The sequence below is a fragment of the Roseburia rectibacter genome (assembly GCF_014287515.2).
Taxonomy (GTDB): Bacteria; Bacillota; Clostridia; order Lachnospirales; family Lachnospiraceae; genus Roseburia; species Roseburia rectibacter.
Window position 1 is genome coordinate 3,678,678 of record NZ_CP092473.1, and the last position, 24,158, is coordinate 3,702,835.

The following is a 24,158-nucleotide window of genomic DNA, read 5'->3' on the forward strand; positions in this document are numbered from 1 at the left end:
CATTATTTTTTCTTCTTAGCTTTTCATCTCGGCCAGCTATCCAATTATTCGTTTACCTTTTTCCCTATAACATTTATCCAGTTGCAACCACGAAAACAGGCATCCGCCGTAGACCATATTTTTTCTATTTTAAGAGATGCAATATTAAATAATTCTCGAACTGCTCTTTCATCTAAATCGGCATAATATCTCTTATTCTCAATTCTCTCTTCTACTCCGTATTTCCAGGAAGCATATAATATACCATCTTTCTTCAACGCATTTCTTATACTACACAGGACATCTATCATTTCCTTTGAATCCACATGTAATAATGAAGCACAAGCCCACACCGCATTAAACTCGTTGTTATAATCCAGTTCTTCAAAAGTAATATTGCAAACATCCCTTCCTATATAGTTTTCTGCCAAACGGCACATTTCCTTCGATCCATCCACAGAAACCACATCATATCCTTTTGATAAGAAATACCTAGAATCTCTCCCGCTTCCACAGCCCAAGTCCAAAATCTTATCGCCTGGTTTTAAATACACCTCAAACTGGTCATATGACTCCTGCATTGAAACATTCACTGTCTTATTGAAGTATTCCTCTGCATTTTGGTTGTAATATGTAATAGTCTCGTTCATCTAAAGCACCCATTCTTCATATTCTTGTAGTTTGGCCGAATCATATACAAGACCCAAATTCTCTCCCAAAATATTGACGAACTGCTCTTTCGTATTTCCCGGAATATACAGCTTTTCCGTAGCCCATATAGCATTCAAATGCTGATTTTCACATCTGTCAAAATAATGTTTTAAAATAGCAGCCTGATCTTTATTACCATTAGCAAATATTAAGCTGTATAAATAATAGTTATATTCAACGAAATCCTTGATATATCTCCGCTCAGGCAGCTTATTATTTTTACTTGAATTTAATTTCTTTGCCATTGGGGTGAGATTCCATAATTCATCGTTTGATACATATGACCTTGGAACAAAATGATCTAAATCAAACTCATCTATAGACAACTCATTACCCGTATAAATTTCATATAGTGGTCTTCCTGTAACATCAACAGTTGCAATCCATAATTCTCGTGCATTTTTTAATGACTTACGCTTTTCTTCAGTTTCTGGCGCTACTTTATACATGACCCCAGGTACACCTGGATTACGATCCTGTATAAATAATGCCTTATTAAACCTAAGCCATCCCATAATAACAGCATAGTTCTGAAGAATGAAATTAACCCATTCTTCATTAAGCCGAACCCTTCTCTTAAGAGGATTCTCTGCATCCGTAATATCATAAAAAAATTCATGATTTACCTTTGTGAATGCATTTAAATAGGCTATAAAGCGGCCGTAGTTTTTTCCATCAATATAATCCTTGCCTTCCTTTTCAACAAAAGGCTTTATTAATCTGTAAGGCACATAGTCGGTCAAATGCAACTTATCATCTATCAAATTATCTTGATACTTTTGTATAAGAAACAACAAGCGATCCTTTGACGGTGACTTATTTCCGACATCTTCCTTTGAACATTCATACAGAATCCTTATTGCGTGTTCAAGAAAGTTTTCAGCATTACCATTAACAGTATGACCCAGACGAAGGTGATAATGTGTAACCATACGCCAAGCGCCCACGATCATCTCATCTATAACGTCTTCAAACGTAAATAACTGTCTATTCTGAGCAATTAACTTTAATATCGCTTCTAACCAAAAAAACTTATACCCTTGATCATTATTGCTCAGCAGATGCTCAAATTTCTTTACGTCTAGCTTATTCGAATATAGAATTGTGCTTAACTTACTTGAATCCACCTTTATCACCCACTTTACAAACTAAACTGCTTCGCCACAGCCAAAAGTTCTCTTATACCTTCTACCGCCTCATCTTTATTTGTTCCTGCTCCCCAACTTATACGCAATGAGCTTTCAATTGTATCATTATCAAGTCCCATAGCCACTAAGACATAACTTGGAGTATAACTTTTTGAGGTACATGCTGAGCCATTTGACACACCACAAAACTGCTTTGTTGATATCATCAATGCCTCAGAAGATACTCCTTTTAATGAAACATTAATTGTTGTATCAACGCAAAACTTCGGATCACCATTAATAGAATACTCTATCCCTGAATCATCAAATTCTTTAAGCACAGCTTTTTTTATATCAATCGCTTTTTGGGCATTCTCTTTGTATTCTGTACTTGCAATTTCACATGCCATACCACATCCAGCAACTAATGCTACTGGGATTGTCCCAGGTCGTATTCCGTGTTCTTGTTGACCGCCATACATGATGTTCTTTACTGGTGGTAACTTATATCGATTCTTCTTTAAAACAAGCACACCTATCCCTTGAGGCCCCATTAACTTATGCGCACTAAATGAAAGCATATTATATTTAATGCCACGAATTTCATCGACAAGCTTTCCACAACTCTGCGTAGCATCAACATGAAACAATACATTTCTTTGAGCAAGCGCGTCACCAATTTCTTTAACAGGTTGTATTATTCCCGTTTCATTGTTTACATGCATAACACTAACCAAAAGTGTATCTTCTCTCACTTTATCCAAGACATCAGGAGCATTTACTCTTCCATTAATTCCCGGCTTTATAAACTCGACTTCAAATCCGTTTTCAGATAAATGCTTTACCGTTTCAAGAACAGCTTTATGCTCAATTGCAGTTGTAATAATGTGCATCTTCCCATTTTTTTTGCCATAATCCACTAAGCCTCTTATCGCTATATTATTGCTTTCTGTGGCACCACTAGTAAAAAAAACTTCGTCTGATGAAATTCCTAAAAGTGTTGCAACCTGCTTTCTGGCATCCTCTACCACAGATCTCGCTTTTTCACCAAACCCATGCGTTCTACTATCTGCATTTCCAATTGAATTCTTGTAAACATCCACCATACAATCTAAAACTCGTAAATCAATTGGAGCAGAAGCATTATAATCTAAATATGTACTCATGCTCTTTTCTCCTTCACTGCTAGTTTTATCAAATCATCAAATTCCTTTATAAAACCAGTTCCACACAAATGAGCAATTCCACGTTCTAAGTTCAATCTAAAATACTTTATTACCGTTTCGTTATCTGTAGGCAACTTCATCTGTTGACACCATGCTTTTACTAATGCTTCGTACAATTCATAATAATCGCCGCCAAAAGTTAACCATGACATCTCCAAATTGCTATCTGCAGCAATTTGAATATCCGTAGGTATTGTTTTTTCACTAAGAGAATAGCAAAGTGCCCATCTGCACAATACATTCCAATTCTTAATTCCTGTTTTACCCTTTAATCTGGACAACTGATCTTTTGCCTGCTGAGAAACCCTAACCTGCTTTATAATCATAATTACGCTCCAATCAAATAACCCCGTTCAATAGAGGTACTTTTTGTTTTTTCATCGTACTTAAGTGTAAATTCGTCTCCGACATTATCTTTCATTAAACCATAATATGTACTATCAATTTCCGAATCAGTTGAGAGGATGATTGTCTGTTCTCCCGCATTTGGAAAATACGTATTAATTAACGCTGTTCTATGCAACGAGTCCAACCTTGATAGCGGAGTATCAATAATTACAGGAAGCTTTTTCTTTGAACATATTGCCAACGCCCAAAGAATAGATATTACCATCAACTGTTGCTCACCAGCTGATAAAGAATCTTGAGTAACTTCCCTTCCTTCTTCCGACAAATACTTTATTGCTAAAGAATCTGACTCCATCACAATCTTATTAATTAAATTCTTCTTGTTAGCTAGCTTTTTATAACAAGATGTAATTGTTTCAGCCAGAATATCCGTTTTTCTCTTCTGCAATTCAACCTGATACCTATCCAAAATACTAAGTGCTATATTCGAATACTTGATAGTACGCTCTGCACTATCTCGTGATTCTGCTGTTGCAAGATAGGCTTCAACATATTTATTGAATTCAGATGTAGTAGCCATTACTTTAGAATTTGCTGAAGTTCTTTTTTGTTCTAAAGAGGACATTTTCACTTGATCTTTAATCAGTTTTTCCTCAGCTTTTTTAATTTTCTTATATACTTCCTGAAGTTCCTTCTCATTGATATCCAACGAAAGATAACTATCCAATTCTCCTATTTGCTTTTGTTTCTTCTTTTTCTCAGCTAATATTCTTTTAGCCTCTACTTTTGAAGAATCTAAAAGCCCCTCTACTAAATTGTTTGCCTGGAATAATGCCTGCTCTGATAAACTATAAACTGGAGCTTCTTGCGTGTTTTCTTGACGTTTTTTTACATAGTCAATGAAATCAAAACTAGCCTTTGTATCCCCCTGATATTCATTAACAAATTCATCTAAAATGTTATCTAATTGCAATACTGCCTCTCTCATAATCGTATCATTATGTTCATCTGTAGCTTGCAGTTTTATACTCTTTAATAAATCAGATACCAAAACCAGTGGTAACTCATTACCTGCAATTTCTCTCAAAAGATTTTCTTCAGCCAACAACTCAGACTTTAATGCCGCTCTTCTCTGCATAATTTCTTGCTTCTGCTCTACTGCATCTCCACCTTTTGCGTTATACAACTGATGCAACGATTCAAGCTTATCGTTATCCTCAACTAAAACCTGAGAAAGTTTTTCTAATTCAGCATCAATCTCTTCTAACTCAGCAACTGCTTGATCCTTTTGATCTCGAAGTTTTTGAACCATCTCAGAAGATTTATCATTTATATCTTCCTTATTTATTTTCTTTATATTTCTTAGAATATCATTTTCCAAAACATCCAACACAGTTATGCCAAGCATAGATCTAATAGCATTTTTCAACTGATTATTAGAACTATCTACTGCCATTTCTGCAATCTTTTCTCCATCAAAGAAGAAGAAGCTTGATAATGCACTTGGTAAAATATTCTCAACAAACATAGGCCAATTTTGTGTTAAGAATTCATTTGCGACACCATCTTTATAAACAAAGATACTTTCCTCTGTCTTCTTATCAATGCTATTCCAAGCTCTTTTCACCATATAGTTTTCTTTCAAGCCATTATTAATTTCAAATTCTAATTCTACAACACACTTTTTATCTTCTGCATTCTTATTAACAAAAGACTTAAGATACTGCGCGTAAGATCTTTTTTTACTCTCTGTATATGCGACAGAGTTAGAGCCATATAATGCAAGAAGAACCGCCTCCAAAAAAGTAGTCTTTCCTCGACCATTCATTCCACCAACTAAAACAATTGGCTTATTGTTGGTAAACAAAAATTCATTATCCCCTGCATATACTCCAAAGTTATGCAATCGTAATCTCTTAATAATCATTGATTATTCATCCTCGTTATCTTCAAATTCTGTTTCAAGCGGTTGATAATCCAAAAACTTTTCATTGTATTTACCGCCATTTTCTTTTTTTCGTACCATCATATTCGAGTAGTACTCTGTTGCATCAGTTTCATCCTTATAGAAAGTTTTCGCCAAAGTTTTATTAATATCATCCAGAATGTTTTTTCTTTGATTCACGCCAGAAGCTTTATTCTCCACATCAATCAGTGTGTACATCATTTCAAAAGCTAATTCCTCTTCCGGGTACATTTCACTACAAACTTTCTTAAGAATATCCCATTCTTCTGACTCGAAATTCTCATTGTGAAGCCAAGTAGGATCTATAAAAGCTTTTCCTAGAACTTTTTCATAAATTCTTGGCAATGCATCATCAAACTCATGTTTATCATTTACCCAAATTCTTCTAATAGCCTGCAATTCTTCTAATCGAATTAATTCAAGACTTCTGAACTCTTCAGGTCCATTTTCATTTATCTCTTTTTGAATAGAAAGAAGTCTTTCTAACCATTGCTCTCTTACTTCTTTCTTATATGGACCATGAAACAACTTTCCATAGTTTCCTTGAAGGTTTCCCTTCATTCGTCTGAAACTTCTACGTTCTCTATCACCCTCTTCATTACCAAATTCATTCCTAAATTCTAGAAGCGAACTCATCCATTCCTTCTCTTGATCATTAGCAATCATAGCTTCCATAGATTTATCTTTTTCGACCATTGTACAAACCCAACATCCAAATCGACTCTTACCACATGATTGCGTTGACTTATCAACCTGTAATGGACATTCGTTATCAGCCGTAGCGCCTCTATACATAGTCAAAAGATCCTTATTGGAATAATTCCACGGATTCTTATACTGCATTAAGAACGCCCATACATCATCATCTGTCCAATCTTCCATAGGTGAAAAAACAAGTTCATTTGCTAAAGTAGGATTAGGACTAAGGAGTTCTCGAACCCTTTTCTTTTCGAGATTAGTCATAGTTCTATTTCTCCTCGAACTCTCCTGCTTTCGTGTACCCAAAACCAATATTATTTCGCCATGCTCAGCTATTTTATTTTTTATAAAATTATTTACTGGCTGAATTTTTAATCTATCAGTACACCATCTATACTTCATTCTAGGAAATGGATACCCACGTCCAATTAAATTCACCCAAAAGGTGTTATTGTAATCTGGTGTTAGCCTTTCTGGTATAATCGGCAAATCGATCTTCTCTGCTTCAATTCTCATTGATTCCAAAGATTTCTCAACCCATTTAGAAACAACTGGAGACTCAACCAATGTATCTGTATTCATTATATGTATAGGCTTTTTTCTATCCTTTTTAGGTAATTTCTCCAGCGCCATCCATACTAATTGAACAGCTGCTGTACTATCCTTTCCTCCTGAATATCCAACCATCCATGGAATATCGTCCGCCAAATATAAATTCTGGATGGTAACAATTAGTCCATCTATCAATTCCTTTGTAATAGCCATTTTCAATCCTCTAATCTTTTATTGTTTTCTTCAATGCTTCTTCAGCATTTAATTCCTCAGCACTTAATGCGATTCCAAGCTCTTTTTTTATTACATTGGAAATCAATAATGCTGCCTTTTTGCTAGTAATAATCCGTCCATTCTTTCCAACGGCTCTCATATACCATTGCTTAGCACTTCTACTCCAATTGATTCGTTCAAGCTCCTGTAATCCATCTTTCATTTCGCTCTGATGTGAAACATAATAATTTCCTATACGCCCAAGAGCCTGTATAACAATGCTTTGTGTAGCAATATAACTCTCGCGCAAGTCAACTTTTGTAATTTCTCTATGTTGAAGTTCCTGCCACTGAGCCATATGTTCAACAACATTATTCCAATAGTCCAATAAGAACTTTTCTGTATCTTTTTTTATAGTTCTTCCTACTATAGTTTTATTAGCTGTATAAAATGTGTTAAGTGTAAACAAGCTTGAAGAATACTTACCTAAAATATCTTTTTCTTTATCTGTGTAGGTATTTAAAAATTCATTATTCCAAATCACATTTCTCGTTATAACAGCCATTTCATCCCTTGAATCATATAACTCAGAAATAGAATTCGATGTCTTTACAGCATTTTTATTTAAATCAGTAAAGATCTGCTGACTTCTTTCAAGTCCATTATCTGCATAAAAAACTATTGAAATTGTCTCATTTTCTAGTGACTTGTCTTCTTTTAATGCAGCCATAATTGCCGACTTTCTATGCTGACCATCATTTATAAGAAAATGCGCATCCATCGATACTTCTAATATTCCAGTATCATCGTTAGTCTTATTATTCTTAAACACAAACTCGCCGTCTATAGATGCAGCAAGCGCGGAGAAAACATAATTTTCGCGATTGTCTAAAATATACTTACTTATTACAGGTATTCTGCTCTCATTTAGTCTACGCTGTGCTCTATACTCAGGTGGGATATACTCTTCCTCATCTGTTGAAAACAATTTTGACAGCATCTTCAACGGAACCATCGCAATATAATACTCTGAACCAGCTTGAATTCCTCTAACTACCGGAAATCTATATACGTAATCCATATTCCCTCCAAAATAAAAAGGATATACTTAAGTACCTACTTAAGTATATCCTTGAGTATATGCTGTGTCAACAAATCTACTTAAATCTAATTGTAAATTTATCTGCGAGATTTTCGTTCTCTATCCACGCCATAATTTCGTCATTCAAATCAGTAATTTTAGCCTTCCCGCGAGTAACAAGAGTAATAAAACGCTTTATTTCATCATTTAAATTCAGTTCTTCCTCTATCTTGTCTACCTCATCAATACTAGATTTAAAACGCATGATTTTTGTTGTAGTCGCATTAATATTATTAGATAAAGCATTCCAATCTGCACTATCATTAATATTATCTCTAATAGTATTAATATGATCTTTGTCTGAAGCTAAGCTTCCAACTGTTGCAAGCTTTCCAACTACACTATTCGTTTTCTTACTATGAAATTCCCGCCATTCTTTCGAGAGTGCCTGATTTAGTTTTTTATTTATCTGCTGCTTAGTTACCCGCAATAATTCTTCATCAACCACACCAGCATCAATGGTATCTTCCAATTTCGTTAAACTATCACTTAATAAATCATAGCTGTCATTTGACAAAACATATCCCAATTCATCATGTGCATATTTTAACTTTTGCATACAATCATAGTAATCCGAAGTCAGTAACGAAAATTCACTATCATTCTGTGCTTTCTTAGCAGCATTTTGAATAGCAGATTCTTTCTTATCTAGTTGAGAAAGTCGTTTTATAGTGCTACTTAAATCATCTAATAGCATATTATTCCTTCACCTCCTCAAGCATACTCTTACACTCCTTTAGCTTATCCTTTTCCGCCTTATATTCTTCAGTAGTTTCATCGTTACCATCTCCAATTGCAGTTTGCAATCTAGTATTGATCTCTTGATCAGCCTTTTCTAGGTCCGCACTAGTTTTAGAAAGAAGGTCTACAAATGGCTTTAGTCCATTCAATGGATCTTTGCTCATACGTATAAGTGATTCTACAAGCGAACAATCTTCCAAAGCTTGCTTTCCATTTTTTATAGCACTGAAAATAATAGCAGCATTTTTCTTACATGATAACAACAATCCATTGTCCATCCGTACCGCAGCACCAATATGACTCTGATTCGCACGATTATAAAATCCCCTTATAGAATCGACAATCTCTTTGATATCATCTTCATCATCGACATCATCTAAATCAATAAGGCTTTCTATAACCTCAATGCTTTTTTTTATCAAGCTCCGTTCTTCTTCAACCACCGTCGGAACTCTATCCATTATCTTTTTCAGATATTCACTATATATTCTTCTCTTTTTTACCGGATCATCTAATTGTAAATCTACATCAGAGTATTCCAATCTTGTATTTATTACTTTCCTAACCGCCTTTGAAAAAGCTGTATAATCATATTCATAATTAGTAGAAGTAATTGATGTACCTTGAGGTAGATTATAATACTGTAAAACACAGTTTCTTGCGTCTTCACCATCACTTCCGCTAGTTATTTTTAACAAGTCATTCCATGCCTTTGTATGCCCATTATTATAATCTACAGTTTCTTTTTTCTTTAGCAATATGTCTGGTGCGAAATTAGTTGGATTCTGATATTTTTTGCAACTACCATTTAATATTAAATGATAAAACTCCGCAGCCGTAGCATAAGAAAAATAATCTGCAGTCTTATTATCATAATGCAATATAGAATCTACTAATAAAGATTTTATGCTCTCGGTCCATTTCTGTACTCTGTATAAGTAATCTGTACCATTTGGAAAGTCCCACGACTTATTTCCAACCTCACTCCATCTAACAAAGGCTTCAATTATTTTTCGTGATTCTATCGATGCAGGTAATAAAACTACAGCATCACTATTCATCGTTTGCCGTTCAAATGCAACAAGGAACTTCGATGACGTGTTCTTAATCTTAACCATTGCATCTATAGGTACACCCTCTGACGTCCAATCAATTACACTATACAAAAAATCATTAATATTCTTTCTTGCATCATTCAGAGCTCTTACATTCTTAGTTGTAGCACCGATGCTTAGTTTATAGTCTTTATTTTCAATCCATTTATCAACCTCTTTTAATGCTACAGCAACTTGCTCATTTTCTTTTTCAACATTAACTACTTCGTTATGATTAACTTTCTTTTCGGGCACTGTTACTTCTGCTGTTATAGATACTTTGGGCTTTGAAACAGCCTTACCGTCAATTAGTGGCAACCCGAGTTCCTTATATACTGATTCGGCTATGCCTGCTATATATCGGATGCCATTTTCTTCATAAATTTCATCTCTACCATTTCCCCAAATATACATAAATTGAGTCAGTCTTATTTTAATGTCATCCTCAAGCTCAGTATCATTATAAATTTTGTTTTGTAGCTTTGGATTAATTCCCGTAAGCGTCGTTCTTCTACTTGGATATGTATCCAATGACTCAATTGCGTCCTTCACATATGGTTCAATCAAGTTTCTCATAATTGCTCTAGGATTTCTCAAAGTAACATCTTGCTTTTGATACAGGTATAAAATAGCATGCCTAGTAAAAGGAAAAATGTTTATACTAGTATCACCCAATTGATAACTATCCCAATTTTGGCCCAAAGTTACTTCATGGATAGGATATCTATCAGCAGGTGCCTTCTCTTTCAGCCAAGCTTCTATTGTTTTTGTATCCAGCGAAACCGTATTCAAATATCTAGCAAAGAATTCAATTAGTCCATCATCATCACCATTAAACATTTCATCTGGAACAATAATAAACTTTTTTATTCTGCCTTTTGTATTAGTACGGAAGTCATCACGATAATAACCATCTGCAACACCAACAATAGAATTAATTCTGCAAAGTTTTTTATCCGTATACCCTCGCTTATTCGTCAAAAGTGCATCTAATAAGGAATCATCAACCCCCGAAGCTGCTGTAATATCTTCTATCAAGATAGTCAACACTTTATTTTTCTTATATAACTCTTGTCTAATTTCTTCTATTACAGTTCTTAAATCCCCCGGTTCCAAACCTGTACAACGCTGCACTACACGTTCGCGGAATTTATTAATGTAAATAACTAGTTTTGATATATACTCCTCATTATCAAGCATTTTGTCAGCAATTTTTCTTGCCTTTTCATCTGCTCCAACACTAATAAGTGCTGTTCTAAATTCAGAGTCTATTTCAAAATCTTCTATTTCGAATTCAGCAGCATGATCATTTATTTCAAAAGTCTTATTTTCTGCAATTTTATTGTAAATTCTATCTATCGGACCGTTGGTATCCATTAACCTGTCCTTAAAGATAGAATTTTGAAGCAATGCAATAAAATGCTTGCGATCAACATTACTTATAATTCTTTCTTCGTCTTCACCAGCTTTTCCATCATCGCTTTCTATCAAATTAATGAACGAATAATAGATAGTATTTTTCAATTCTAGCTCAGGTATCGTTGTCGATGCAGAAGCCAATTTCTTATATAGACTTGTATTAGGAAGATTTTTGATCTCTTCCAGCTCAACCAACTGTTTGATTGTACCTTTAAGCGTATTATCTGCTCTACGTAGATACAATACAATCTCATTGTCTTGCTTATGAATCTGAAGCATAGACTCAAACCAGCGAATCAAATGAGATTTTCCTGCTCCACTGGCACCTTTAACAAGAACAAATTGGTCATCATCTCTTGCAGAAAAAACTCTCTCATATATATCTTCCTCAGTCAGTGGATTTTTCTTATCATTATCTGTCGGTTCATCATGGTCGATTAAAAGCAAATTCCGCATTGGAACATGTTTTGCCAAAAAGTCCCCCTGCGAATTGTCTATTACATCAGGAAGGAAAACATCCTTATATCGTTGTAAAGCAATTTCTATATTCATTTTTTCACTCCTTTATAAACTATTGAGGCGATTTGATCATTAAACTGTTCTACAGATGGATATAAAATCCATCGTTTTTCAGCATCACTTCGGTATTTAAGTTCTATTTCTTTATTATCATGCAATTCTCTCAAAGCACTTGATAATGCGATATTCATATTACGTTCTTTTGCAAGATTTCCACTTATTATTTTGCCATATGCGTCAAACATCAGCATAAAATCGTCTATTTCATACTCTTTATTTTTCTCTAAATTCATAAGCCTTAAAACGTTTTTCACAAAAACATATGCATTAGGCAAAAAGGACATATTATTCATATATCCAAAACCAAGAAACTGTGCCCAAAATCTCCATCCTCTAATCATCGGAGCTGTAATTTGAGTGCCAGTTTCCCGAGATAATTCGTTAAGCAATGCTGTATCAGTAAGTGTATGCTTATATATCCGTTCATTAATATTAACTATACAATTAGTTACCTTGAAGAATTGTTCTGCTTCAAAAGAATTAATCTTAGATATAGCATATAATCGGAAATCTTCAATGTTTTTCATTTCTTCCTTAGGAACAAGTGGAACAACTATATTATCTTGTATATCCACAATTTTTAATTCAATTGCAGCCTTAATTATCGAAGAAAAGTATGAGGAGCCCTCATATATTTCTGACGGTTCCATCAAGGATTGAACCTCATTTCTAGCTATTTCTTTTTTACTCGTCACTATTTTGTATAAAGAAAAAACTCTAGCTGGTATAGCTTCAGTAACCATATTTCCAGTAAACATCTTCTATAGCCTCCCTATTTAATTACCGACCCACTTACAACATCGGATATATTTTTTCCATTTGCCATGGATACACAAAAATCGCAATTTGAAACATGAATTACATGTTTATATCGATTAAGTACCCTACTTATTATTTGATACTGTTTTCTAGCCAATTCATCATCATCGCTGTAAATTGGCATTATTAAACCAGAAATATAAAAGCCATTATCCCTTGCTTGAAGGTCTTTACATTCCGTGTAATTCATTAAATTCATATATGGATTATTATTATTTACTATAATTTCCTCATCACATACAATTACATCTGGTTTATACCGATCTATTATTTTACTTATTTTATCTTTAGTAATAATCAATGCCTCATTTGTATCAGAAAAAAAGTCTTCTATTTCTGCTGAAATTTCCTTCTCTGGACCAGTAACATTTATCAAAAGAGGGAATCTATTAAGCTCATCATTTTCTACATTCTCATGAGCATTACATCCAGAACAATATTCTGAAACAAGAGGATATGTTTCATAAAACATACCAGACCAACATAATCTATCGTTCTTGTTTATAGCCTCATTCATTAAACTAAATGCAGCTACTGCCTTATTTGACTCTTTCTCACGAATAGAATCAAACAAAGCATGTGATTGTTCATTATCTTGAACTATAAGTTCATTATTAATCTTGATTGTAAAGATATACCTATTAGAATGATCAATATCTAAACCTACAATATCTATTAACTCATATCTACTTAGAAGTAGAAGAACATTAATATTCCACTTTTCGTCAGTATCATTTCCCTCTTCAAAATAATTAATCTTGTTATAATTAGGCTTTGTCGAAGCCATAATTGCAATTAGTCCCCCTTGCCATTGATTTACAGGATTATAAAGCATACTCCACCATCTTCCCCATAGCTTAGGAGTTGTTAATACTTTGCTTAAATGATCAGATGCATAACTAATATCTTCATTTGTAACACACATTACGCTTAAACATGCTAATCCATCACGACCTCCACGTCCTAGTTCCTGATAATAAGAATCTGGACTTTCAGGTACATATAGATGAAGAACTGTTCTGACGTCAGGCTTATCTACACCCACACCAAAAGCCGACGTTGCAACCATTAAATCATATTCATCGTTAGCCCATTGCTCAATTAGCTCATTTCGCTCAGCAGTTTTGGTCTCACCAGTAAAAGTTCGTACATTTCCATAACCTTCTGCTTCCAAAATCTGCTTCCACTTTTTTGCTTCATAAGGCGCATTCACATAGACAATCATCGGTCTAGGCAACTTATTTACAAGATCAAGAACCTTTTTCTTTTTTTCAGAAAAACTCTTGGCTCTATCAAAAATAAACCTTGGTTCTTTTCGCAAGGAATCACACCTAATTTCAATCCATTTTCCTTCTTCTGAAAACATTCTTTTAAGGATTTTTACTGTATCATCCTGAAATGTTGCAGATAAAAGAAATGTTCGAATTTCTGGTGTCACTTTTAATAATTCATTTCTCCATGGACTTAAGCATTGATAATCAACTCTAAAAAAATCGCCCCATTCAACTACAATATGAGCCTCATCAATAACGATATTCTTTATGTACTTCCTATCATTAGCTTCATTTATAAGCTTCTGGAATTGCTCATTTTTTATTAATGCTTCAGGAGAAATGAAAAGCAATTTCACAGTTTTATTTTTTAGTGCGTTTCTTATTTCGTCAAAATTTTTTATTCCGCTGTAATAACTAAATATTTCATTTTCCTTTGAATTCTTTAAATACTTTTTGGCAACGCGTTCCTGATCTATAGCAAGTGATACCGTAGGAACAACTACTATTGTCAAACCTTCCTTTTCATATGCTAAAGTTTGAGTAACAAGGCTCTTTCCTCCTCCAGTAGGCATAGATACTAAAGATGTAAAACCTAAAGGTGTATTCAGACCTCCATAAACACATAATTTCTGTTCCAATGATTTAAAATACTTAAAACCTGTAATAGACTCTACAAAATTATTCGTTTTCAATAAGTACTTTGTCTTCTCAAATGGCTCCTCTGTTCCAATATTAATAAACGCATCTCTAACAAATGATTGATTTTTGATAAATGCCGGTATATCATACGTAGCATAATACTTCCCATCATCATTTTTATATATTCCATAAGAGTTACCATCTGGTATATCAATAGAATTAACTTCTAAAGGAGTCTGAAAGACTAACATAAAGTTACGGAGCGCAATCACATAGTCTAAATATCCGCTGGATCCAGATAAATACCCTTTTTTTGCATTTATCAACCTGCGAGCTGTTTTATAAAAAAAAGCCTCTACTGCAGAGTCAGACGGCTCTTCAATATTAAATTTTAAGTCCGAATTATCATTTATTAATTTTTCTACTTGATCAATTATTTCTTTAATTTTCATTTTTTTACCAACCAAAGGAAACAAGCCGCTTCTAATCGAATTATCGGTTTTTCCAAGCTTTTAAAAATAAGTTCATATTGATGCTTTAGTTCTTCAACTGACTCCTCAGATGTAGTACCAAAGTACCGTTCCCTAGACTCCTTCGTAGACACAATTTGATTTATCAATTCTTTAGCACCCTCTAAATCTGATTCCTTTAAAAACCTGCTCCTTGCTTTTTTAAAAGCAATTTCCTCACTTTTTTCTACTAGTTTTTTCCATTGTTCTTCATCAAATTGAGCCTTGAACCAATCCAAATTACTAGAATTGTACTGGCGTGAAATATGCATAAAGCCATCAGAGTAGCCCCTTCGCCCCAGATGCTCAATTTCATCGGATTGATTAAAATATCCCATCTTACATAATCTTTTATGCTCAGATATTACCATTTTTTCTTGAACATCTGCATACGTTGAAAAAGCTACCGGAACCACTTGTATCGAACTAGACAAATACTGTCTAAATTGGCCTAATGCAAATAATGATACCCCTTCTTCGAGTAGTGCTCTTTCATTAGGCTCTATTGAAAAAGTATATATAAAACCTTTCCAGTCCATACTAGAAAGTGCAGCGAACGCCGTACACATGCCTCGATAAGAATGCATTGCATTATCAACAATACAGTCAAAAACTTCATCTCCTGGAGCATAAAAATGAATATAGTCATTTTTAATCGCGGTATCTCGATCAAATGATCCTTTTATCATCCGGTCAGAATGAGTAGTATTCCTTTCCTTTCGTTCTTCCAAGCCTCTTTGGACTCGTATTGCTACCTCATTCTGCTTTTTTGACAGATAGTTATTCCAATTAGGTGGAATAAGGAATGAATTCTGTGCAGACTTGAGCGAAAAATTATTTTCATCAAACGAAACAAAACTACTATCCTTTTGATGATTCAATTTTCCAAACCCTGCCAAGGAAGCCCAACTCATCATAGTATCTGCGAAGAGCTTATTCTCATTAAACTGATAATTAGATAATAATTTTTTCAATTGCAGATAAAGCGGCTTAAAACGCAGGGCTGCTGTATCAAAAATTTGCTCTTTATGTACACTTTCACGCATGGATTTTGATTCCTCGATAAGTTCAGGAATTAATCTATATAATCCATACTCAAAATCACTACCTATTGACTCTGTGATTTTGTTATTTATGTCATTCATAATTATCTCTAGCCCGCTTAATGACTGGCTAAAAACATTTAGTCCTTCATTCCAAAGTTTAAATAATTGATCTTCATATGTATCAATAGAATGAATTACAACAGAAGTCACTGGCTTTTCAACATCACGCCCCATTCTATCTAGTCGTCCAATTCTCTGTTCAATGCTATTGATATTCCATGGCAAGTCAATATGCACCACATAATCAGCTATCTGTAAATTTCTACCTTCGCCTCCAGTCTTATCGCATATAAGTATTTTGCAATCATCATCTGACTGAAATCTATAGATATTAATTTCATTCTCCGTTTCATCTATACTAGCCCCAAAACAAGTAACTTCATCACCAAATGCTGATTGCAACAAATCGCAATACACTTCAAAGGTTTCCGGTTGATCAGTAAATACAACTATTTTTTCGCCAAATAACGCTGTATCAATAAAGTTAATTAATTTTAATAATCTAGATGGATGTGACTCCACATCATCCATAGCGTTGGCTAGATCCTTATATACAGTTTTTTCATCCTCCAACCATCTGTTAGCACTAGTAAAAACATCATTAGGAATAGAAGCACCTATTTTCTTTGCCTCTTCTAGCCTGGATACATATGCCCAAGCAGAGCTAAAAAAAGCCTCAAGAATAGGTTTTATCTCTCTATCAATTCTTTCTGCATCTAATTCTGATTGTTGAGATACAATCCATTCAGTAAGCGTTCTATGTGCTTCATTTTCATAAAAATTCTCTTCTTCATTAATCGAATATGTTACTTCTTCTAGTTTTCGCTCAGAAAATTCCCCGTCTGGGGCATTTGGATAGACTCCTAGCACAGCTCTCCTGCCTCTTATAATATTTCTCTCAATTTGATAGTTATCACAAATATAAGAAATAATGACTTGAATTGCATAAATACCAAAATCTTGAGATGTGGTATCAACTGCTTCAACCATTTCCGAAAGCTTATGGTCTCCAATAATATCTGCTATGCTATCTAAATTATCACAAATTTCTTCTAATCCATCCTGCACATCTTCATCATCTAATGGATTATCCGATTCAACCTCTGGTAATATTTCATTTTTAAAACTATCTATCTCATCAAGTAATTCATGCGCTAATCTTGAAATCTTCTTTTGTTTTTCAACTAAACAAGTGAAGTCATCTAAACTAATATCATCATATTTATCAGGTAAAATCAGCCTTAGCAGCGATAGATACTCATTTTGTCGTTGTTGAATCGGCGTAGCGCTTAAAAGTATAATATTATCTGCGTTAACACTTAATGCATGGACTCTTTCATAATATTTTTCACTCTTTAGGTAATTATGAACCTCATCGACAACAACAAAGTTCCATTTCTGCTTGGCCAGTACTTCATGAACTTGCTCAACCGCTATTAATTGAACGTTGTTTCCATTTTCATTATTTCCTTCAATAATTCCAAATTTAAACAATAACTCTGTTCTCCATTGTGCAACTAGTGCATTAGGAACAGCTATTAAAACTTTCTGATTTGCTTTATTGCTCAAATATATTTTTAATACGGCACAAGCTTCTATTGTCTTACCTAGCCCAACCTCATCTGCAAGCATATACCTGCATTGTTCACTTTGAAGACATTGCATAATTGTATTTAACTGAAATGCTTTTAAATATATCTTACAACCAGCTAACTCCTTAAAACCAAATATAGAATTATCAAGCACATTCATAGTTTCTTTTACAATTTGACGTCCTAAATACCAGCACGGATTTTGAAATTCGTAATTTTCAAGCTGATGCTCAGGATTTGCACTTCCAGAGAAAAAAGACGCTATTATTTTAGTTTCATCAACATGAAGATATTCCTTAGTATCATTAGTCTGAATATAATACTCGGTCAAATCATCTTTTTTATGCTTGTATTCAATAACTGTTGCATCTCTTCTACCATATTTAACAATAGAATCTTTAAATAAGTGGCAATGATCTAACATTTCTAGAGGAGCATCATCAACTACATCTGGGATATATTCAAAGTACTTTTTAAATCCATAAGGATCATAAAATTTTATCTGTGCGCATTCATTAAATTCATCGACACTAATAATTTTTCCTGTAGCAAACAAACGCGGATCATCTGGATATTCCTTGTCAATTGGGCATCTTACAAACATTCCCTCTTTGAACATGTTCCCACTCTCCTTCTATCTTTTCTTTACACCATACACTTCAATACACACTTCTTTATCACTACACTTATCGCATAAAACATTAAGAGACTTATGATATTTTACTTTTTCAAGATTTTCAAAAGTCAAAGCACTATTAACCTCGTCCTGAGTAGAATTCTTAAATACTTCTTGATATTCAGAATCAGCATTCTTTTTCAGAGGTATACTCAAAAATTCTTCTCTCTTTATCATATAATCAATATCACTGTCCTTTATGGCACCGAATTTCCCATACTTTCCAGCTGATCTTTCTAAATAAGCAAGTGTATCATTAATTACATCCAATACATCTAAGTGTGTTATAAATGGAAAATCCCCTATTAATTCCTCCATTTGTTCATTTAAATACGCATGCACAACATTTCTTACATAAGCTTTTCCAGAAAAATATCTTTTAGCTCTATCTTCCAAAACAATTGTTAAATACATTCTCATAAGGAATTGATCCTTATAGACCGACTTTTCTTGAATAATTGAATCAAGTAAAAATCTATATTTACATAGTCTATACTTCATTAAATCATACTGTGTATATACCTTATATTTTGGGGCATCCACTTTTATATATGTGGCATCTTTCCTATAGTTATTTACTTCATCGGGCACATATGGCCTGATATTAGCATTGAGAACACGAAGAAGATAATATAATTCGTTTTCTTCATCATTCTCGTTTTTGATATAGCTTAGTTTTATTTTAGACTTACTAAAACCAAGCCCATAAACTAATGCATACCTTCTAAAATTCTTATATTCCAATCGCGATGTCACATACACTTGATATTTCCAATCTACAGGAGCCTGAGCAACTTCAAAAAAAGCTATATCCAAAGGCCACGGAAATTCATCTTTATGTGTAATACTCATATCTTGATCAGATAAGCACGCAAAATGATAAATTTTTTCACTTTCTAGCGCATTGTTCCTTAAAACATCGCCATCGATTTGCTCAAAGTTTCTTACAATCCAGTTAGCTCCCTTTCCTTCAATCGGCACCTGCTTCAAATATAATTGCATCGTTTCTCTTAAACACTCGAAAGACGCACTTGCCTCTATAGAACTAACTTCATTCAGTCTAGCTAAAACTCTTACTACAATATCTTTAAAGTCTTCATCTAGCTCTTCTTTATCTAAAACTTTATTAACTAAGACATCCTCTATCTTTTTATAGAACTTCTTAAAATCATTTTTTTTATCGCTAAAATCCGCAAAAAATTGTTCTGCTATTGAGTTTAGTTCTCGTAAAGCCGTAATTAATGTATCTATTTCATCTTCTGTAACATTATAATAATCAAGTCTTCTAAGATCTTCCCTATAGCCATCAAAGTCCAATGATTTTTTCAGCTTCTTTAACTTTTTGATCATTCCCTTTATCGTTGTTTCTTTAGAAATATAGAAACGACATCTATCCAATATAGAAACCAATAATCCATTTTTTTCCTCTGAAATAATGCCACAAGATAAGCATTCAAAAACATCACTTAAATCCTTAATACACATAACATTAGATTCAGGATCCCACATATTAGTGACAGAAATAAAAAAATGACCTATAGGATAATCAAGAAATTCCCTTTCCCCAAATTGTTCAGGGAAATAAATCTTAAGTATCTGATTAACCCCACTATTGGCTGCATATATCTGTTCATCCATATAATAAAGCGCAGGATGACGAAATTCATCATTTTCACGCTTATGAGAAGCGTTTTCAAATTTCTTCGCAACATAACCCGCAAATTCTGTTTGATTATCAAATTCTGTAACTTCTATTCTTTTTGATAAATCTATAGCAGCTGTACTTCCTGCAATCATTGCAGCCATATTATCAGCTACAATTCCGCCCTCAAATTCTTGACTATCATTGTTAAAATTCTGATTTGAAAGATTAATCTTTGACTCAAACCATGAATAAATATTTAACCATGTTTGATAAACATTTTTATAATCCGGTTGGTAATTAAACAGAACTATTACATTCTTATATTTGCTCAAAATTTCAATTGTCTTTAGCATTATTGGAGTAAACTGATGAATACCATGTACTACTACATTATCGATATTGATATCTGAGCAATCCTTTTCTTTATCTCTCAAAGCATCTGCTATAGTTTGTTTAATAGCGTCGTCCACTTCATCCTTTGTAAAATCATTTTTTAAAGAAAAAAGACTACTTCCGCTTGTCATCAGTTCTTTAAATAAGCCTACGATACATTTCTGTTCATACGTCAAGCAATCTTCTCGTATATTATCCGGATTCATTCCTAATTCGAACATTACTCGAAGACTTTTCAAAACATAACTACGGTTTCTTTTGAGTGATAATTTTATATCTTCTTCACTTAAATCATCATCCACATACTCCCTAAAGCTCATATAATCTATCACATTATCTATATAAGCTCTTTGACTGATTTCAACCGCATCACTTTCCCAATCCAAGAAAAGCTTATTGATAAACCTATCAATAGTCGTCAACTTTCCTTTATAAAATTCTCTATACTGGTCACACAATCCATTCACAAGTGTCTGTGAAACACAAAGATGAAAAGAATTCTTCACTAAAGCCCAATACTGTTCTCTATTTATTTTATAAGGATTACTATATGTATAAATAATAATAGCCATTACTCTGAGACCTCCATGTAGTTTGCCCAACAATCTTCTACATCAGAATCCAAATCCTTAAACCATACTAATTTGCGTATAGTTCGAGTTAAAGCTACATATAAAATTCTGGACTCTTCCTGCATTTTCTCTTTGATTTCTGCATCTTCACTGAAGTCGCTATTATACTCTGTACCAACATTCTTTATTGATAAACCATAGCTAACTTTCCCATCAATATAATTTACATTTAACCCACCTACATTAATGTTCGATATATCTTCATTCATGAAAGGAAGTATTACTGTCCCATATTCCAATCCCTTAGATTTATGGATTGTCGTACATATAATTTGAACACCATCTGTTGTGTTGGCCGTACTTCTAGATGCTTCCTCTTGATATGTCGTTACATTTATATGAAGAAAATCTAAAATCTTATTAATTGTCAAATATTCTCTAGCATACTTTGCTATTATTTTTTCAATCAAGCACTCATAGTTTTGTCTATAATTTAGCTGATCATCCTGCTCTCTTAAATGTGTCCAAGGCTTTAATGCCTCGTATATATCTCTGAGTACAACAAGAACGGGTCTTGACTCAAAATCAGACACAAGCTGATTCCATGTCTTTCCCATACACAGCATAAAATATTCATCCAAAAGTCTAATTATCTCGTCCCTTCTTTCACCTTTTGTTTTTCCTGCAATTCCATTAAAATCTATCGAAAGAGATACATAATTTGACATTATTAGATTCATCAAATATATTTCATTTCTTGGGTGTGTGATTGCCATCACCAACTTATATAGATCCCTAGTAGAGGATAATCTATAAAGATCTCCTCCTTCGGTAACTTTAATTAGTAATCCTTTTTTCTCAGCTTCTTTTACTATATTGCAAATCTGCCAATTATATCTAACTAAGATAGCTATAGTCTTTTCTTCTTTAGATAGTTTTTCTTTTTGGCATAATTCATTAAGCTCATTTAATTCACTTTCTAATTTTTCAAAAAAATCATCATAAAATGCATCTTTATCTTTGAGATGCGATTCCATTTTGCAAATCAAATTACCATCTGAATATTCTTTAATAATCTGGCTTGATAAACGATCACTCTCTTCTTCATATGGAATCAAACTTCGTAATCCCATCTGAGTAAACACATCATGGAATTTATCTAACAAACGTTTATCCGTTCTATAATTCCTATTTAGAGAATAAAAAGTCCAAAAATCCTTACCATCAACCTGTATTGCTTTGTCAAAAGCACTTAACGATGCACCTCTAAATCTGTAAATACTCTGCTTTAAATCACCTACAATAAATAATTTGCATTGTTCGCCAAAAAGATGTTGGAGCCCCGTAATTGTCTCAATTTGGATATCATCGGTATCCTGAAACTCATCAACGAAGACATACTTATATTCATGTCCTTGTTTCATTAGCTTATTACTCGTAACCAAATCATTGATTTGAATCATACATTCTCTTAAGCCAATTAAATTTGACGCTTTCAATGATTCCGCATAGTCATTTTCTGCCTTTATAATTACCTCATCAACTAATTCATTAAAATATGGAAGAATGCTCGTTGCCTCTCCAAATGATTTTGAAGAAAGTTTTTTTATATCAATACTTCGATCATAAAGCTTGTCACAAAATTCTATAAGAAGTTCTTCTAATCTGTACGTTGGTAGCGTCATCTGTTGTGCAAAATCAGGATTTTCCTCACTTTTCTCACTTAGAAATAGATTCAAATAATTATGATATAGTTCTTTTCTATTATAAGTTTCACTAGATACTTGGCTGTCATACGCCAATCCCATTCGCATACAATCCCTTTGGAGTAAAGAAATTGCAAATTTATGTATGGTTGAAATCTGTATCTGACTCATGTCTTCTATAAGGTGCATGTACTTCTCATTTGAAGTTAGAATAAAATAATTCATAAACATCTTTTTTAATCTAACTTTCATATTTTGAGCAGCGTCCTTAGTAAATGTAATCATCGCAATATCGCCAACTATATCAACTACAGCATCTGCTGTTTTGTTACAAAGAAAAGCAATCCTAGATACCATAGAATATGTTTTCCCCGTTCCTGCACCAGCTGTAACCAAAATATTTCTATCACATGGAGCATGTTCTATCTCATATTGCTGATAGTTAAATGAAGTAACATCAGATAAAGTCCTTAACAATTTCCTTACCTCAGGTACACATTCTCCCTCTTCTACTAGAATATTTTCCTCTACTAGCTCTGTTAGATTAGGCACTACTTCTATCTCAAAATTAAAAATTGAAAAACCAGAATCAGAAGCCTTTATTGCACTATCATCTCTTCCAATACACAAATCTGCTTTTATAGGATGAATGTTTTGGGCTTGAAACTTCATCTTTAATTCATCAATTATTAAATTCATTGACTTCGCAGAAGGTACAAAAACTATCTCTTTTATTCCCGAAAAGTACTCTTCCACAACATTTCTTACTTCTTGCTCATTAATATCATTAGCAAAAATTCTTAATCTTGAATATCCTGGATTCAAGACTTCCTCATCACTTTTAAGATCATAATTTGGTTCAAAATGATGTCTAATTAAAGCAAATCTTTTAGCCGATAAGTCATCATGCTTTACGCCCTTATCGACGTTATAACGATCCATAAACTTTTGAAACAAGAGAGATGTATCATCAAGCTCCTCTGCAAAAATAGTTTCATTTTCTTCCGATACAACATTTAACCCCTTCTCTAAATACTGCTTCTTTGAAATAAACGGATAACATACTAAACTCATTACAAGAGGATTCATTCCAAGTTCTTTTTGAATCTTTTTTAGTAAATCAAATCTATATCCACGAGCTTGACTTCTTGGACTATCTTCTGGTTTCTCTTTACCCTCTATGATAATTGTATTCTGGTTAACTACTGTTAATACTCCTGCGGGACTCCAGCCTTTTACTTCAACAATAAACAAACCAAATTCCGGCGCAATAACACATATATCATACTCACGTCCATTTACACTTCTATTGTTATAGACAACCCAATTCGAAGGCAACTTGCTTCCAAACAAGTTCCACACCTTTTTTTCTCCTTCATACTGAGGTTCGTTATCTACTAGTTTTGCCATATCTCCTTAATCCTCTTTCTCG

14 protein-coding genes are annotated in these 24,158 nt (G+C 33.5%); all 14 read right to left on the reverse strand.

Annotated features, from left to right (window positions below; translation table 11 throughout):
• Positions 1–44: 44 nt before the first annotated feature.
• The 14 genes from H8S51_RS16845 to H8S51_RS16910 all read right to left on the reverse strand — a co-directional run bounded on the left by H8S51_RS16845 (position 45) and on the right by H8S51_RS16910 (position 24,136).
• Entirely contained in the window at positions 45–629 is a 585-nt protein-coding gene (locus tag H8S51_RS16845; protein WP_186899185.1) for a class I SAM-dependent methyltransferase, read from the reverse strand.
• Entirely contained in the window at positions 630–1,817 is a 1,188-nt protein-coding gene (locus tag H8S51_RS16850; RefSeq protein ID WP_186899186.1) for an HNH endonuclease domain-containing protein, read from the reverse strand.
• 14 nt (positions 1,818–1,831) lie between these two features.
• Entirely contained in the window at positions 1,832–2,983 is a 1,152-nt protein-coding gene (locus H8S51_RS16855; RefSeq protein WP_186899187.1) for a cysteine desulfurase family protein, read from the reverse strand.
• Positions 2,980–3,369, reverse strand: a complete 390-nt coding sequence (gene dndE / locus H8S51_RS16860) for a DNA sulfur modification protein DndE (RefSeq protein WP_029506160.1) — start codon at positions 3,367–3,369, stop codon at positions 2,980–2,982. The genes H8S51_RS16855 and dndE overlap by 4 nt, the downstream gene beginning before the upstream one ends.
• Before the next feature lie 2 nt (positions 3,370–3,371).
• The gene (gene dndD, locus H8S51_RS16865; protein WP_186899188.1) at positions 3,372–5,318 is read right to left on the reverse strand and encodes a DNA sulfur modification protein DndD; all 1,947 of its coding nucleotides are present in this window, start codon (positions 5,316–5,318) and stop codon (positions 3,372–3,374) included.
• 3 nt (positions 5,319–5,321) lie between these two features.
• The gene (gene dndC, locus H8S51_RS16870; RefSeq protein WP_186899189.1) at positions 5,322–6,821 is read right to left on the reverse strand and encodes a DNA phosphorothioation system sulfurtransferase DndC; all 1,500 of its coding nucleotides are present in this window, start codon (positions 6,819–6,821) and stop codon (positions 5,322–5,324) included.
• Positions 6,822–6,831: 10 nt separating this feature from the next.
• Positions 6,832–7,902, reverse strand: coding sequence for a DNA sulfur modification protein DndB (gene dndB / locus H8S51_RS16875; protein WP_186899190.1), 1,071 nt, complete (start codon positions 7,900–7,902; stop codon positions 6,832–6,834).
• Positions 7,903–7,978: 76 nt separating this feature from the next.
• The gene (locus H8S51_RS16880; protein ID WP_186899191.1) at positions 7,979–8,659 is read right to left on the reverse strand and encodes a hypothetical protein; all 681 of its coding nucleotides are present in this window, start codon (positions 8,657–8,659) and stop codon (positions 7,979–7,981) included.
• Between the two features lies 1 nt (position 8,660).
• A complete protein-coding gene (locus H8S51_RS16885) occupies positions 8,661–11,768 on the reverse strand; it encodes an ATP-binding protein (protein WP_186899192.1) in 3,108 nt (1,035 codons plus the stop codon).
• Positions 11,765–12,553 carry a hypothetical protein gene (locus H8S51_RS16890; RefSeq protein WP_186899193.1) on the reverse strand — a complete coding sequence of 263 codons (789 nt, stop codon included), beginning with the start codon at positions 12,551–12,553 and terminating at the stop codon, positions 11,765–11,767. The genes H8S51_RS16885 and H8S51_RS16890 overlap by 4 nt, the downstream gene beginning before the upstream one ends.
• 14 nt (positions 12,554–12,567) lie before the next feature.
• Complete coding sequence (locus tag H8S51_RS16895; RefSeq protein ID WP_186899194.1) at positions 12,568–14,979, reverse strand: DEAD/DEAH box helicase; 2,412 nt, start codon at positions 14,977–14,979, stop codon at positions 12,568–12,570.
• On the reverse strand, positions 14,976–18,353 hold the full coding sequence (locus H8S51_RS16900) for an SNF2-related protein (protein ID WP_186899195.1): 3,378 nt from the start codon (positions 18,351–18,353) through the stop codon (positions 14,976–14,978). The genes H8S51_RS16895 and H8S51_RS16900 overlap by 4 nt, the downstream gene beginning before the upstream one ends.
• Positions 18,354–18,368: 15 nt before the next feature.
• A complete protein-coding gene (locus H8S51_RS16905; protein ID WP_186899196.1) occupies positions 18,369–21,020 on the reverse strand; it encodes a hypothetical protein in 2,652 nt (883 codons plus the stop codon).
• Complete coding sequence (locus H8S51_RS16910) at positions 21,020–24,136, reverse strand: UvrD-helicase domain-containing protein (RefSeq protein WP_186899197.1); 3,117 nt, start codon at positions 24,134–24,136, stop codon at positions 21,020–21,022. The genes H8S51_RS16905 and H8S51_RS16910 overlap by 1 nt, the downstream gene beginning before the upstream one ends.
• Positions 24,137–24,158: the final 22 nt, after the last annotated feature.